The organism is Streptomyces hoynatensis, assembly GCF_003626535.1.
Classification (GTDB): Bacteria; Actinomycetota; Actinomycetes; order Streptomycetales; family Streptomycetaceae; genus Streptomyces; species Streptomyces hoynatensis.
The window spans coordinates 136,082-151,501 of the sequence record NZ_RBAL01000017.1; the positions used below are offsets into that span (position 1 = coordinate 136,082).

Consider the following 15,420-nt stretch of genomic DNA (forward strand, 5'->3'; position numbering starts at 1 on the left):
CCTCCCCCGGCCCGTCCCACCCCGCGCGCCACGGGCCATGGCGGGCGGGGGCGGAGCGCGGGCGGCGAGGGGCGCGGGCGGCCGGGCCCCGCGCGGGCCCGGGCGGGCAGGAGCGGACGCGGGCGGGGCCTCGGACCGGCACGTGCGGGGCCCGATCCGCACGTGCGGGGGCCCGGACGGCGCCGAAAGGGCCTGGGTGCCGCGGAGAGGGCCGGCGCCGAAGGAGACAGGGCGGCGCCGGTGGGGCCCGGAGGCACGAGAGGGGGACGGGCCGCGCAGGAGGGAGCGGGAACCGCCTGCGGCGGTGCGCGGCGGCCGGGTCGAGAGAAGGGGATCGGCGGGGCCGGGGGCGGGTTCTCGGCCGCGCGGTCGCGAGTCCCGGCGCAGAACAGGCCAATGGGGACGAGAGGGCAGCGGGGGCGGGCCCTGCCACGACGGGGCGCCGGCCCCCGGGGTGCCCCTGAGCCCGGAGCAGAAAGGGGCAAGGGTGCTCCGCTGCCACCCGCCGCCGGCCCGTCTCGCGGACCCGTCCGCGGACCCGTCCCGCCGGCTGCTTCCGGGCGATTCCGCCGGGGCGAGGCAGCGGGCGAGGCAGCGGGCGAAAGGGTGCGGCCGTGCCGGTGATCCTGCGTCCCACATCGGGCGGCGCAGGGGCGAACCGCCGAAGGGGCGCGGCCGTCTCCTGAAACCCTTGACGTGGTTTTCCGGCCACTCACGGGCCCCGGCGCCCGGCGCCGGGCGCCGCCGCACACGGGCGGGTCCCGGCCCTTGGCCGCGGTGCGGCCGAGGTCGCACGTGGCCTGGGAAAACCCGTTGATTTTCGGCGTCCTCGACCACGACCCTTGCGAGGTTGCCCAGTTCTCTCCGCACCATCTCTGGGATGTCATGCAAATTCGCGATCTTCCGCATACCGATCCGGGTGAGCCGGACGTACGGTCCGGATTCCGGTTTCTGGTCTGGCTCTTCAGGCGCCAGCTCGGCGGTCAGGCCAAGGCGCTGGGCTGGGGGACCCTGCACATGACGACCGTCGCCCTGCTGCCCCTGCTCGTGGGACTGGGCATCGACGCGGTCGTGGACGGCTCGGGAGGCGGTCTGGCTGCCACGGGCGTGGCCATGGTGGGTGTGGCCTTCGTCATGGCCTTCGCCGACACCATGCTTCACCGCACGGCCGTCACCAACTGGATCACGGCGGCGGCCCGCGTGCAGCAGCTGCTGGCGCGCCGCACCGCCGAACTCGGCGGCGTCCTCACCCGGCGGGTGGCCGCCGGCGAGGTCGTGAAGGTCTCCACCGGCGACGTCGAGCGAATCGGCTGGTTCGTCGAGTCCTTCTCGCGCTTCGCCGCCTCGGTGCTGGTGACCTGCGGGGTGTGCGCGGCCCTGATCGTGTACGAGCCGGTCCTCGGCCTGCTGGTGCTGGCCGGCATCGTCGCGGTCGTCCTCAGCGCGTGGCCGCTGCTTCCGGCGGCGACCCGGCGGGCCGACCGGGAACGCAGCAGGTCCGGGCGGGCGACGGAGCTGGCCTCCGACACCGTCGCCGGGCTGCGCGTGCTGCGCGGCATCGGTGGCGAGGAGCTGTTCCTGGAGCGCTACCGGCGCGCCTCCCAGGAGGTGCGCCGTGCCTCGGTGCACAACGCCAGGATGTGGTCGCTCATCGACGCCGTTCAGGTGGTGATGCCGGGGCTGCTGATGATCGCGGTCGTCTGGCAGGGCGCGAGGCTCGCACTCGACGGCGAGCTGGAGGCGGGCCAGCTGGTGACCATCTACGGGGCCGTGAGCTTCCTGCTGTTCCCGCTGCGGCAGTTCCAGGAGGCGGCGATGGCCTTCACCTTCTCGCGGCCCTCGGCGAAACGGGCGGTGCGGGTGCTCGGGCTGCGCCGCGAGGCCGTGACGGCGGACGCCCCGGGAGCGGGCGAGGCGGCGGACCGTGGCGCGGTGGAGCTGCCGTCCACCGGCGACCTGTGGGACCCGGAGACGGGACTGCTCGCCGCCGAGGGTCGGCTGACGGCCGTGGTCTGTGGGAACCCCGAGCTCGCGGAGCGGCTCGCCGAACGGCTCGGCGGTCATCCGGCGCAGGGCACGGGCGGGCCTTCGGCCCGGCTCGGCGGTGCCCCGCTCGACGCGGTGCCGCTCGCCGTGGCGAGGGCCGCGGTGCTGGTGCAGGACAAGGACCCGGTGCTGCTGTCCGGCACCCTGGAGCAGCTCCTTGCCGTGCCCGCCTCGGGGCGGGTGACCGCGGCCGAGGCGCTCGGCGCCGCCCAGTGCCACGACGTGCTGACGACGCTCGCCCAGTCGGCTCCTGAGGGCAGCGGCGACCCGATGCGGGCGCGGATCACCGAGCGCGGCAGGTCGCTGTCCGGCGGGCAGCGGCAGCGGCTCGCGCTGGCCCGCTCGCTGATCACCGATCCGCCCGTGCTGGTGCTCGACGAGCCGACCTCGGCCGTCGACTCGCACACCGAGGCCAGGATCGCCGAGGGTCTCGGTGCCCTGCGCGCGGGGCGCACCACCGTCGTGTTCACGTCGAGTCCGCTGCTGCTGGACCGGGCGGAGGAGGTGGTGTTCCTCCACGAAGGGAAGGTGGCCGCCACGGGACGGCACCAGGACCTGCTCCGCAGCCATTTCGCCTACCGGTCGGTCGTCACCAGGGAGACGGAGACCGCAGACCTCGCCGAGGAGAACGCATGATCGGCGTCCAGCCACCCGCCTACGACCCCGCATCGGGCGAGCACGCGACCACGCTGCCGGTGGCGGGCCGGGCCACGGTGCGCGGCTATGTGCGCGAACTGATGCGCCGCCACCGCAGGCCCTTCCTGGTGCTCGTGGCGGTGAACACCGTCGCCGTGATCGCCTCCATGGTGGGCCCGTATCTCCTGGGCCGGGTCGTGCAGGACCTCGCGGACGGGGAACGCGAGCTGCAACTCGGCCGTACCGTGCTGCTGTTCTCGGTGGCCCTCGCCGTCCAGGCGTTCTTCGTGCGGATGGTCCGGCTGCGCGGGGCCGTGCTCGGGGAGCGGATGCTCGCCGACCTGCGGGAGGACTTCCTGGTGCGGGCGGTGGGGCTGCCGCCAGGCGTGCTCGAACGGGCGGGCACCGGCGACCTGCTGGCCCGGATCAACACCGACGTGGACCGGCTGTCCAAGGCGATGCGGGAGGCCGTGCCGCAGATGGCCATCGCCGTGGTGTGGGCGGGGCTGCTGCTCGCCGGGATAGTCCTGACGGCTCCGCCGCTGGGGCTGGGCGTGCTGCTGGCCGCGCCGGTGCTGCTGCTCGCCTGCCTGTGGTACTTCAGGCGGGCGCCCGCGGGCTACCGTTCGGAGGCCGCCGGGTACGCGTCGGTGGCGGCGGCCCTCGCGGAGACGGTGGATGCCGGGCGGACCATCGAGGCGCACCGGTTGCAGGCGGAACGCGTCGCGCTGTCCGACCTCAGGGTGAAGCAGTGGACGTCCTGGGAGCGGTACACGCTGTGGCTGCGCTCGGTGCTCATCCCGGCGATCAACGTCTACCACGCGATGATCCTGTGCGGGGTGCTGCTGATCGGCGGCTCCTTCGTGCTCCAGGGCTGGCTGAGCGTCGGCCGGCTCACCACGGGGGCTTTGCTCGCGCAGATGATGGTGGAGCCTGTCGGGATGATCCTGCGGTGGATGGACGAGCTGCAGGTGGCCCAGGTCTCGCTGGCGCGGCTGGTGGGCGTCCGGGAGGTGGAGGACGACGCCGGCGACGCCTCGGTCGTTCCCGAGGGGAGGGACCTGGCGGCCGAGACGGTGCGCTTCGGCTACCTGGCGGACACCGATGTCCTGCACGACGTCTCGCTGCGGGTGCCGCCAGGGACCCGGATGGCGCTCGTCGGCCCCTCGGGCGCCGGCAAGTCGACCCTCGGCAGGCTGCTGGCGGGGATCTACGCCCCACGGAGGGGCGAGGTGACCCTCGGCGGGGCGGAGCTGGCCAGGATGACGGCGGAGCGGGTGCGGGAGCAGGTGGCCTTGGTCAACCAGGAACACCACGTGTTCGTCGGCCCGTTGCGGGACAACCTGCTGCTCGCCAGGACCGACGCCACCGACGCCGAGCTGTGGGCGGCGCTCGCGGCGGTGGACGCGGACGAGTGGGCGCGGACACTGCCCGGCGGGCTGGACTGCGAGGTGGGGTCCGGCGCCGTGAGCGTCTCCCCCGCGCAGGCGCAGCAGATCGCGCTGGCCAGGCTGGTGCTCGCGGACCCGCACACGCTGGTCCTCGACGAGGCGACCTCGCTGCTCGACCCGCGGGCGGCGCGGCACCTGGAGCGTTCCCTCGGCCGGGTGCTCGAGGGGCGCACGGTGATCGCGATCGCCCACCGGCTGCACACGGCCCACGACGCCGACGTGATCGCGGTGGTGGAGGACGGCCGGATCAGCGAACTGGGCAGCCACGACGAGCTGGTGGCGGCCGGCGGGGCCTACGCGGCCCTGTGGCGCTCCTGGCACGGCTGAGCCTGCGCCTGCCCGGGTGCCGTCCGCTTCCGCTTCGGGAGCGGACGGCCCGGGGCCGGCCGAGGGGGGCCGGGGGCGGCCGCGGGTCAGGCGGCGATGACGAGGGCCCCGACCCCGCTTGCCGCGCCTATCACCATGAAGGCGGGCATCAGCACCTTGCTCTCCACCCAGGCTCCCGCCCTGAACCGCATGAACCGCGGGGTGCCCACCGGGTACCAGCGCCTGCCGCCGATCGGCAGCGGCCACAGGATCGGGCAGCCGGAGAGCGTCAGCGCGTCCCCGAGGGTGTGCACGATCGCGCCCAGGGTGATGGGTATCCCGAGCCAAAGGTAGGGGTGGTCGGGGAAGAGCCAGGTGGAGCCCTTGCCCGGCTCGTCCAGGACGTCGGCCAGCAGCCAGGCGCTGCACGCTCCGAGGAGCCACACCAGGACGTCGCTCGAGACGCGGGCCATGCGCCACAGCAGCCCCTCGACGGCAAGCACCATGTGCACGAAGAGGATGGCCAGGACGGCCCAGCGGCCCCAGGCCACCGCGGCGGCCGAGAAGCCGGCGCCCAGCAGCACCGCCCAGATCCAGGTGTGGGTGAGGGTGCGGTGCCCGCCGGTGCGGCGCCGCTCGCGCTTGCCGCGGGTGCCGTTGTATACCGTCTCGGCGATCTTTTCGATGACCGAGGCGAGCAGCTTCGACAGCGGTCCGAAGGCGCGCGAGATGGTGGCCGACTTCTGGTCCAGATCGGGGGCGAGTGCCGCCCCCGCACAGATCAGCGAGCCGGCCAGCAGCACCGGCCAGGGCATCGAATGGTCCGCTGCCGCGGCGGCTGCCCCCACCGCCAGCCATGCCATCGCTCCGGACAGTGAGTGCGCCGGTCCCATCATGGCTCTGCCCCGCCCCTTCTTGCCTGTTGAGTTCTCCGTCGGCCGGACAGCGTAGCCGTTGACGATCTTCGGGCCACCGGCCGGTTCCCCCCGGGCGGCGTGGGCCGGGCAGTATGGAGCGGTGAGCCTTATCGATCGGATGCCGACGGACAGTGACCCCGATGCCCTCTTCGACGCTTTCTCGTCGTGGGCGAGAGAGCGGGGGATCTCCCTTTACCCCGCTCAGGAGGAGGCCCTGATCGAAGTGGTCTCGGGTGCGAACGTCATCTTGTCCACCCCAACCGGCTCCGGCAAGTCCCTGGTGGCGGCCGGCGCCCACTTCGCGGCGCTGGCCCGGGACGAGGTGACCTTCTACACGGCGCCGATCAAGGCGCTGGTCTCGGAGAAGTTCTTCGATCTGTGCAAGCTGTTCGGCACCGAGAACGTGGGGATGCTCACCGGGGACGCCTCGGTGAACGCCGACGCGCCCGTCATCTGCTGCACGGCTGAGGTGCTCGCGTCCATCGCGCTGCGGGACGGGGCGGAGGCGGACGTGGGCCAGGTGGTGATGGACGAGTTCCACTTCTATGCGGAGCCGGACCGGGGCTGGGCGTGGCAGATTCCGCTGCTGGAGCTGCCGCAGGCGCAGTTCGTGCTGATGTCTGCGACCCTCGGCGACGTGTCCAGGTTCGAGGAGGACCTGACGCGCCGTACCGGGCGGCCGACCGCCGTGGTGCGCTCCGCCACGCGTCCGGTGCCGCTGAGCTACGAGTACCGCACGACGGCGCTGACCGAGACGCTGACGGAGCTGCTCGAGACCCATCAGGCTCCCGTGTACATCGTGCACTTCACGCAGGCTCAGGCGGTCGAGCGGGCCCAGGCGCTGACGAGCATCAACATGTGCAGCCGGGCGGAGAAGGACGAGATCGCGGCGCTCATCGGGAACTTCCGATTCACGACCACGTTCGGCCGGAACCTGTCGCGGTACGTGCGGCACGGCATCGGAGTGCACCACGCGGGGATGCTGCCGAAGTACCGCAGGCTGGTCGAGAAGCTGGCGCAGGCGGGGCTGCTGAAGGTCATCTGCGGCACCGACACGCTCGGGGTCGGCGTCAACGTGCCGATCAGGACCGTGCTGTTCACCGCGCTCACCAAGTACGACGGGAGCCGGGTGCGGGTGCTGCGGGCCAGGGAGTTCCACCAGATCGCCGGGCGGGCGGGGCGGGCGGGCTTCGACACGGCCGGCTTCGTCGTGGCCGAGGCGCCCGATCACGTGGTGGAGAACGAGAAGGCACTGGCCAAGGCGGGCGACGATCCGAAGAAGCGGCGCAAGGTGGTGCGCAAGAAGCCGCCCGAGGGCTTCGTGAACTGGAGCGAGAACACCTTCCAGAAGCTGATCGCCGCCGAGCCCGAACCGCTCACCTCGCGCTTCCGGGTGACGCACACGATGCTGCTCAGCATCATCGCGCGGCCGGGGAACGCCTTCGAGGCGATGCGCAGGCTGCTGGAGGACAACCACGAGCCGCGGCGGCAGCAACTGCGGCACATCAGGCGGGCGATCGCGATCTACCGCTCGCTGCTGGACGGCGGGATCGTGGAGCGGCTGCCGGAGCCGGACGCGCAGGGGCGCATCGTGCGGCTGACGGTGGATCTGCAGGCCGACTTCGCCCTCAACCAGCCGCTGTCCACCTTCGCCCTGGCCGCCTTCGAGCTGCTGGAGCCGGAGTCCCCGTCCTACGCGCTCGACATGCTCTCGGTGGTGGAGTCGACGCTCGACGACCCCCGGCAGATCCTGGCGGCCCAGCAGAACAAGGCCAGGGGCGAGGCCGTCGCGGCGATGAAGGCGGAAGGGGTGGAGTACGAGGAGCGGATGGAGCGGCTGATGGACATCAGCCACCCGCAGCCGCTGGCGGATCTCCTCTTCCACGCCTACGGCCTGTACCGCAAGAGCCATCCGTGGGTGGGGGATCATCCGCTCTCCCCCAAGTCGGTGGTGCGGGACATGTACGAACGGGCCATGACCTTCTCCGAGTTCGTGTCGTATTACGAGCTGGCGCGGACCGAGGGCATCGTGCTGCGCTACCTGGCCAGCGCGTACAAGGCGCTGGAGCACACCGTCCCCGAGGACCTGAAGTCGGAGGACCTGCAGGACATCGCGGCCTGGCTGGGCGAGATGGTCCGCCAGGTGGACTCCAGCCTGCTGGACGAGTGGGAGCAGCTGGCCAACCCCGAGGAGGAGGACGTCGAGGAGGCGCAGGAGCGGGCGGATCAGGTGAAGCCGGTGACCAGCAACGCCAGGGCCTTCCGGGTGCTGGTGCGCAACGCCATGTTCCGCCGGGTGGAGCTCGCGGCGCTCAACCGGACCGAGGAACTCGGCGAGCTGGATGCGGAAAGCGGCTGGGACGCCGCGGCCTGGGAGGAGGCGCTCGCGGGCTACTGGGAGGAGTACGACGAGCTGGGCACCGGGCCGGACGCACGCGGGCCTCGGCTGCTGCTGATCGAGGAGCTCCCCCAGGACGGCCTGTGGCGGGTCAGGCAGACCTTCCACGATCCGCAGGGCGACCACGACTGGGGCATCTCGGCCGAGGTGGACCTGACGGCCTCGGACGCGGAGGGGCGAGCCGTGATCAAGGTGACGGACGTCGGTCAGCTCTGAGGGCGCCGCTCGCTGTGGGCGTCGGCCAGGGCACCTCTCACGCGCTCCTGGTACCAGCGGGCCTCGCGGGGGTCCGTCGCCGTCAGCACGCGGCGGACCACGTCCCAGTGGTCGATCGGCAGCTGGGCGGCGACCAGGGGCGGGCGCAGCCTCAGCAGGCGCACCCGGTCCGCGGCGACCGGCACGGCGCTCGCCAGCGCGGGCGGCTCCAGGACGGCTGCGAAGACCGCGGCCCGCTGCCAGGGGTCGCCTGCCTGCCGGGCGAGCCGCGCGGTGCGCCGCGCTCGCCAGCGGCACGCGCGCTCGTCCACGCCGCGGCCGAGGGCCCGGCGCAGCTCCTCGGGGGCGCGCCCGCGCAGCAGGCCCGGGCTGAGCTCGGCGAAGGCCAGCAACTCGGCCGCGGGGTAGCGCCAGGACACGACGCGGTAGCGGGTGAGGGAGAAGTCCGCGGGGGCGAAGCGCCCGACGCGGGCGAGCCTGGTGAAGCGGGCCGGACTGATGCCCAGGAGCCCGGCGCCCGCCGCGGCGCCGACCAGCCTGGCTCGCTCGCGCAGGGCGGCGACGGCGCCGGGGTCGCCGCGCAGCCGGTCGAACTCGGCGCGCGGCACGCGGCGGCGCCAGGGCCCCTCGCCGGGCACCGTCCTGATCAGGCCGAGCGCGACGGCGGCCTCACAGACTCCCGGGCCGAGGCCCAGCTCCCGGCCCACCCACGGGACCTGCAGGGCCGTGCTCCGCGGCCGGCGGGCGGGGGCGGCCTCCCGTGGGCCGGGCGGGCGGGCGCCCGCGGTGGCTTTCGTCTCGCCGCCCGCTCGGCTCCGGGCGCCGGGGGCCCCGGGGCCGCCGCGGGCTCCGGGAAGCTCGGCGAGCCTCCCGGGCCCCGGCGTCCGGCGCACGAGGACGGTCGAACGGGTGTGGATGTCCTGCACTGGCATGGTGGTCCCTCCGCAGCCTGGTGACTACTCAATGTAATCACCATAGCCCCCCCATGCCCACTTCCACAACTCTGAGTAATCGAGCGTGTGCGGAAAACGAGGTGCGGGCGGCTCAGCTGAGGTCGCGCGCGGCCAGGCCCATGTGCTCCCCCACCTTGCTGACCAGGAGGGTCATCTCGTACCCCACCTGCCCGATGTCGGCGTCCGCCCCCGCGAGCACGCACAGGCAGCTGCCGTCTCCTGCCGCCGTCACGAACAGCACGCCGTCGTCGAACTCGATCATCGTCTGCCGGACGTCGCCGACCTTGAAGTGGTCCCCCACCCCCTTGGCCAGACTGTGCAAGCCGGAAGCGACGGCGGCGAGATGCTCCGCACTGCTGCGTTCCAGCCCCTGACTCACCGAGGTGACCAGCCCGTCGCTGGACAGCAGCAGGACGTGCCGCACCCGCGGCAGACGCTGCGCCAGATCGTCCAGCAGCCAGTCAAGCGTGGTACTCAGTGCCATCCCCAGCTCCCCCTTCTCGTAAGGCGACTGCTGTGTCAGCCTTCCCCAGTAAGAGGCTGTCGGCAACCACCTGTGCGGTACCGCTATCCGGAAGGGACCGTACCTTTTCCTCTGGTCAGCACCGTCACCGGGGCGGCGCGGCACCCCCTCCTGGGGCGCACGGGGAGCACAAGGGGGGCGCACGAATGACCGCCGCGCGCCGAACCCCCGGCGGCCACAGGCGAGTTGGGCACGGGACCGCCCGGCCCGGGACACGCGAGGCGGCGCCCCGGACTCGGCCGGGGCGCCGCCGGTGCGGCCGGACGGGCGCGGCTCAGCGCCCGAGCTCTCGCCGGCCCACCCGGCGCAGCCTGCGCCGCTGTGCGGGGTCGAGCACCAGATACGCGGCCACGGGGATGCCGACCACCACGAGCAGGGCGATCCAGACGTTGGTCAGCAGCCACAGGACCGCACCCACGGCCACCGCGCCTGCGGCCACCTTCGCGCCACGGGACATGATTCGCACCTCCTACGACGGGACGGCGAATGCCCGTCCCGCAGGAAGAACGTACATTCGGGCTCCAGTGTTCCGCTCCCGACATATCGGGCCGGGCGGCCGGGCGCCCCGTTCGGCACCCGGCCCGGCCCGGCGTCCTTCGCGCGGGGCCCGCACGGTGGGGTACCCTCGGCGGCCCGCCCGCTAGTCAAATTTGAGGAGACGGTCGCCGCCGTGACTGCACGCCCGGTCCCTCCCGCCCTCGTCTCCGCCCTCGCCGGCTGCGCCGCCACCGTGCTGCCCGCGGACCCGCCGCGCGCCACCCGCGTGGCCTTCTTCCGCGAGGACGGCGCGGAGCCCGTGCCCTCCCCGGCCGCCGGCGCCGCGGGCGAGCCCCTGGAACTCCCCGTCGCGCTCCCGGACGAGGAGGGCTCCGTGCGGGTCAGGACCGTGCCCGCCCTGGCGTTCGGGGTCGGCGAGGCGCTGCCCCTGCTCACCAGGGCGCGGGCGGCCGGCGGCGGCGGGGCCGCCGCCTACTGGGGCTCCGCGGCCGTCCTCGCCCTCCAGCTGGCCGCCAGGGGGCGGCTGTTGCCCGGTCTCACCCCGAGCGACCAGGACGCCTGGCGGTTCGGCCCGCTGGAGGCCGCCGATGCCGAGCGGCTGCGGGAGCTCGCCGCCGCCATGCCCCCACCCGCCCATGCCGTCCCCCTGGAGCCCGCCCCCGCAGGCGCCGAGCCCTGGCTGCCCCGGCCGGAGACCCTGTTGCGGGCCTTCCTCGACGCCGTCGCCGACGCGCTGCCCCGCACCCCCGCCGCCCGCCTGGCCGCGGGCGGCCCCGCCTTTGCCGCCCGGCCCGCGCAGCGCCTGCCGCAGCAGCGGGCCTGGGCCGCGGGCGTCGCCGCGGGGCACGACGCGGGGGTCCGCCTCTCGCTGCGCATCGAGGTCGAAGGGCTCACCGCCTCGGCGGCCGGGGCGGCGGCGGGGAGCGCGCAATCCCCCGCCGCGCGCCCCCGGTTTCGCGCCGTGCTTCAGTTGCACAGCCTGGCCGACCCGGCCGCGGTCGCCGACGCCGCCGAGGTCTGGGCGGGCACGGCCGCCGCCGCGGCGGCCTTCGGGCCGCGCTCGCGCACGGACGCGCTGCTCGCGCTGCGCCGCGCGGCGGCCGCCTGGGAGCCGCTGCGCCCCCTCCTCGCGGCGGCCGTGCCCGACGCCGTCGAGCTGGCGGACGAGGAGATCGCCGAGCTGCTCGGCGCCCCGGTGACCCGGGCGCTGGCCGCCGCCGGGGTCCAGGTGCACTGGCCGCGCGCGCTGGTCGCCACGCTCACCACGACGGCGGTGATCGGCCCGGAAGAACCCGGCGCCGACGGCGGGCCGCCAGGCACCGACGAGGCGCCGCGCGTTCCGCTCCCGGCCGGTTCCCCGCTGCGGTTCGGCTGGCGCTTCAGCCTGGGCGGGACGGAGCTCTCCCGCGCCGAGCTGGACCGCCTCGCCGAGGCCGGCCGCCCGGTGGTCAGGCTCAGGGACCAGTGGGTGCTGCTCTCCCCCGAGGACCTGCGCCGGGCCCGCGCCAGGCGGGACCGGAAGATCGGCGCGCTGGAGGCGCTCGGGGCGGCGCTGACCGGCAGCGCGGAGGAGGGCGGCGAGCGGTTCGACGTGGCGGCGACCGGCTGGCTGGCGACGCTGCGCGAGCGCCTCGCCGATCCGGAGCGCGCCGCCCGGGAACCGGTTCGCGCCCCCGCCGCGCTCGCCGCCCGGCTGCGCGACTACCAGCTGCGCGGGCTCGACTGGCTGCACCGCATGACCTCGCTCGGCCTCGGGGCCTGCCTGGCCGACGACATGGGCCTGGGCAAGACGATCACGCTCATCGCCCTGCACCTGCACCGGGCCGGCGAGGAGGAGACGGCAGGACCCACGCTCGTGGTCTGCCCCGCCTCGCTGCTCGGCAACTGGCAGCGGGAGATCGCCGCCTTCGCGCCCGGCGTCCCGGTGCGCCGCTTCCACGGCCAGTCCCGGGATCTGAGCGGGCTGGCCCGCGACGAGTTCGTGCTCACCACCTACGGGACGGTGCGGCGCGACGCCGGGCGGCTCGCTGCGGAGGCGGACTGGTCCCTGCTCGTCGCCGACGAGGCGCAGCACGCGAAGAATCCGTTCTCCGCGACGGCCAGGGCGCTGCGCGCCATCCCGGCCGCCGCCCGGGTCGCGCTGACGGGCACGCCCGTGGAGAACAACCTGTCGGAGCTGTGGGCCATCCTGGACTGGGCGACGCCGGGCCTGCTCGGCAGCCTCGGCACGTTCCGTTCCCGGTACGCGGACGCGGTGGAGGCAGGTGGGGACCCGGCGGCGGCCGAGCGGCTGGCCCGGCTGGTGCGGCCGTTCCTGTTGCGCCGCCGCAAGACCGATCCCGGGATCGCCCCCGAGCTGCCGCCGAAGACCGAGACGGACCGGGCGGTCGCGCTCACGGCCGAGCAGGCCGGGCTGTACGAGGCGGCGGTCCGCGAGGGGCTGGCCGAGCTTCGCGGCAGCCACGGCCTGGCCAGGCGCGGCCTGATCGTCAGGCTGCTCACCTCGCTGAAGCAGATCTGCAACCACCCGGCGCAGTTCCTGAAGGAGGAGGACCCGCGGCTGGCGGGCCGCTCGGGAAAGCTGGAGCTCTTCGACGAGCTGCTGGAGACGATTCTGGCCGAGGGGGCGAGCGTCCTGGTCTTCACGCAGTACGTGCGGATGGCGAGGCTGCTGGAGCGGCATCTGGCCGGCCGGGGCGTGGGCACGCTGCTGCTGCACGGCGGCACCCCGGTGGCGCGCCGGGAGCAGCTGGTCCGGGAGTTCGAGGCGGGCGGGGCGCCGGTCTTCCTGCTCTCGCTCAAGGCGGCGGGCACCGGGCTCAACCTCACCCGCGCCGAGCACGTGATCCACTTCGACCGCTGGTGGAACCCCGCGGTGGAGTCCCAGGCCACCGACCGCGCCCACCGCATCGGCCAGGACCGCCCCGTGCAGGTGCACCGGCTGATCGCCGAGGGAACGATCGAGGAGCGCATCGCCGAACTGCTGGCGCGCAAGCAGGCGCTGGCCGAGGCGGTGCTCGGCGCGGGCGAGGCCGCGCTCACCGAACTCTCGGACGCCGAACTCGCCGACCTGGTGGCCCTGCGCGGTGCCGAGCCGCGCCGGGCCGCCCCCGAGCCCGCGGAGAGGCCATGACCGGCACGGAACGCCAGACCGGCACCCAGCGCCAGACCGGCACGGAAGGCCGGACCGGTGCCCGGCCCCAGAGGAGCACGCAGCGGGCCGGGACGGACGGCGCGACGCCGCGGGAACGCGTCCTGACCGCCCCACCGCCCGCCCCCGGTCGCGGCTTCGCGGACACCTGGTGGGGGCGCGGCTGGCTCAAGGCGCTGGAGGAGAGCGCCCTGGACGGCGCCCGGCTCCGGCAGGGCAGGCGCGCCGCGCGGGCGGGCGCGGTCGGCGCCGTCTCGGTCAGGCCGGGGCGGCTGACGGCGGTGGTGCGTTCGGCCGAGGGCACGGCCTGGCGGGCCGACGTGCTGCTGCGGCGGCTGACGGAGGCCGAGTGGGACCGGCTGCTCGGCACCGTGGCGCGTGAGGCCGGGCATCTGGCGGCGCTGCTTGACGGGGAGATGCCGCGGCACCTGGTCGCGGACGCCGCCGCGGCAGGCATCGACCTGCTGCCCGGCATCGGCGACCTGGAACCCCGCTGTGAGTGCGGGGAGTGGGACCACTGCGCGCACACCGCGGCGCTGTGCTACCAGGTGGCGCGGCTGCTGGACGCCGATCCGTTCCTCCTGCTGCTGTTGCGCGGCCGCGAGGAGGCGGACCTCACCGAGGAGTGGCAACGCCGCGGGCAGCGGCGCGCGGAGGAGGAGCGCGAGCCGGAGCGGGCGCGCGCCGGGATGCCGGCCGGCGAGGCGTACGCCCGGGCCACGCGCCTCCCGCAGCTCCCCGCGCCGCCCCCGGTGCCCGGGGCGCCGACGATCCCCGCGCTCGCCGGCGGCGTGCCACCGGCCCCGGGACTCGACGTGGGCGCGCTGGAGTTCCTGATCGCGGACGCGGCGCGGCGGGCCCGGCGGATGCTGGCCGAGGCGCTGCGTCCCGGGCACGCCGCCACGCCCCTGCCCGAGCCGCTGGACGAGGGGCAGGACGCGGTCCGGATGGCGGCCGGCGGGGCGCCGGCTCCGGTGGCCGAGCGGCTGGCAGCGGCGGGCGGCCGCGGCCGGGTCGGCCTCGAACTCGCCGTGTGCGCCTGGGAGTCGGGCGGCCCGGCGGCCCTCGCTGCGCTCGAAGGGCCCCCGCGCCCGGTGCCGGGCGCCGCGGAACGTCTCGCCGCCGCCTGGGAGGGGGAGGAACGCCCGGTGCTGCGCGGCGGCGGGGACCGCTGGACGGTCGTCGGCGAGGGCCTGCAGCTGCGCGTGGACGCGGCGGGCCGCTGGTGGCCCTTCCGCAGGCGCGGCGGGCGCTGGTGGCCGGCCGGCGGGGCGCAGCCGGAGCCGGCCGCCGCCCTGGCCGCCGCCAGGGGCGGCGAGGGCGACGGCCGGGCGGGGCACGGCCCGGAAGGGGACGGCCGGGAGGGGGAGGAACCGGGTCAGGCGAGTCCCTCGAGCACCGGGTAGTAGCCGCCGGACTGGCCCTCGGCGGTGGGGTGGTAGGACTCCTCGATGGGCAGAGTGACGCTGTGCAGCCACTCGTCGTCCGAGCAGATCTCGTGTCCGGTGAAGGCGGGGCGCACGTCGCCGTAGGCGAAGCCGTGGCCGGCCGCCCGCTCCGAGATGACCGCGCTGAGCGCGTCGGAGGCGCTGTTGATCGCGGCCCGCGACTCCTCGCTGATGCCGAGCAGGCAGCCCCCGTCGAGCTCGTACATGTGGGGGTAACCGAGCACCACCACCTCGGCGTTGGGGGCCGCGGCGGCGATGGCGCCGTAGACGGCGTCCAGCCGTCCCGGCAGCGTGCCCGAGATGTAGGCCTTGGCCTCGTCGATCGCCGCCAGGCAGGCGTCGGTGCCCTGCAGGACGCAGGTCTGCATCGCGTCCGCGAATCCGGCGTCGTTGCCGCCGATGCTGATGCTGACCAGGGAGGTGTCCGCGTCGAGGGGCCCCAGCTGCTCGTTGATCACGTCGGTGGTCACGGCGCCGGAGCAGGCGGTGAAGTCGAAGGTGGCCGGGGAGTTGGCCGCGGCCCACAGCTCGGGGTAGGCCGCGCGGCTCCTGAGGCAGTCGCCCGCGGCGTCGTCGTAGTCGCCGGCGCCGACCCCGGAGGAGTAGGAGTCGCCGAGCGCGACGTAGCCGCCGCCCGCGGCGGCCAGGTCCTCGCCGGCCGAGGCGGAGGCGGGAAGGAGGGCGGTGAGGCCGAGGACGGCGCTCGCGGTGACCACCGTGGCCGCGAGCCGGCGGGCTGGGTGCATGGGACCTCCGTAAGTTGTTGGGCGGCCCGGGAGGGCCGGATGTGGCTTATGGGTCCTTGCCTTCAGTGGCTGACTAGGAGTGGCCGTCCGGCTCTCCGGGGCGCCCTGGCTGCTGATTGAGATGTGCGCGC

10 protein-coding genes are annotated in these 15,420 nt (G+C 74.9%); 5 read left to right on the forward strand and 5 right to left on the reverse strand.

The features are described 5' to 3' along the window. The first annotated feature begins 885 nt into the window (after positions 1-885). Both D7294_RS24360 and D7294_RS24365 read left to right on the forward strand, forming a co-directional pair. Positions 886-2,682: an ABC transporter transmembrane domain-containing protein gene (locus D7294_RS24360; RefSeq protein ID WP_120683319.1), complete on the forward strand. Its 1,797-nt coding sequence runs from the start codon at positions 886-888 to the stop codon at positions 2,680-2,682. After that, positions 2,679-4,460 (forward strand): ABC transporter ATP-binding protein, encoded by a 1,782-nt coding sequence (locus D7294_RS24365; RefSeq protein ID WP_120683321.1) that lies wholly within the window; start codon positions 2,679-2,681, stop codon positions 4,458-4,460. The genes D7294_RS24360 and D7294_RS24365 overlap by 4 nt, the downstream gene beginning before the upstream one ends. 86 nt (positions 4,461-4,546) lie before the next feature. Here D7294_RS24365 and D7294_RS24370 read toward each other — a convergent pair whose 3' ends face one another. Further along, positions 4,547-5,335, reverse strand: a complete 789-nt coding sequence (locus D7294_RS24370; protein ID WP_120683323.1) for a metal-dependent hydrolase — start codon at positions 5,333-5,335, stop codon at positions 4,547-4,549. A 121-nt stretch (positions 5,336-5,456) separates the two neighbouring features. On the opposite strand from D7294_RS24370, the gene D7294_RS24375 reads away from it, so the two are divergent. Continuing rightward, on the forward strand, positions 5,457-7,970 hold the full coding sequence (locus tag D7294_RS24375) for a DEAD/DEAH box helicase (protein WP_120683325.1): 2,514 nt from the start codon (positions 5,457-5,459) through the stop codon (positions 7,968-7,970). On the opposite strand, the gene D7294_RS24380 is transcribed toward D7294_RS24375, so the two are convergent. The 3 genes from D7294_RS24380 to D7294_RS24390 form a co-directional block, all read right to left on the reverse strand. Then, positions 7,961-8,677, reverse strand: a complete 717-nt coding sequence (locus D7294_RS24380) for a DUF6397 family protein (RefSeq protein ID WP_147450906.1) — start codon at positions 8,675-8,677, stop codon at positions 7,961-7,963. The two genes, D7294_RS24375 and D7294_RS24380, sit on opposite strands and share 10 nt — an antisense overlap. Before the next feature lie 337 nt (positions 8,678-9,014). Next, entirely contained in the window at positions 9,015-9,407 is a 393-nt protein-coding gene (locus D7294_RS24385; RefSeq protein ID WP_120683329.1) for a roadblock/LC7 domain-containing protein, read from the reverse strand. Positions 9,408-9,720: 313 nt separating this feature from the next. Beyond that, positions 9,721-9,903 carry a hypothetical protein gene (locus D7294_RS24390; RefSeq protein ID WP_120683331.1) on the reverse strand — a complete coding sequence of 61 codons (183 nt, stop codon included), beginning with the start codon at positions 9,901-9,903 and terminating at the stop codon, positions 9,721-9,723. Positions 9,904-10,116: 213 nt separating this feature from the next. On the opposite strand from D7294_RS24390, the gene D7294_RS24395 reads away from it, so the two are divergent. Further along, entirely contained in the window at positions 10,117-13,077 is a 2,961-nt protein-coding gene (locus D7294_RS24395) for a DEAD/DEAH box helicase (RefSeq protein WP_120683333.1), read from the forward strand. Next, a complete protein-coding gene (locus tag D7294_RS24400; RefSeq protein WP_194117767.1) occupies positions 13,074-14,501 on the forward strand; it encodes an SWIM zinc finger family protein in 1,428 nt (475 codons plus the stop codon). Before D7294_RS24395 ends, D7294_RS24400 begins: the two co-directional genes overlap by 4 nt. Here the strand turns inward: D7294_RS24400 and D7294_RS24405 are convergent. After that, positions 14,474-15,289 (reverse strand): SGNH/GDSL hydrolase family protein, encoded by an 816-nt coding sequence (locus D7294_RS24405; protein WP_120683335.1) that lies wholly within the window; start codon positions 15,287-15,289, stop codon positions 14,474-14,476. The two genes, D7294_RS24400 and D7294_RS24405, sit on opposite strands and share 28 nt — an antisense overlap. Positions 15,290-15,420: the final 131 nt, after the last annotated feature.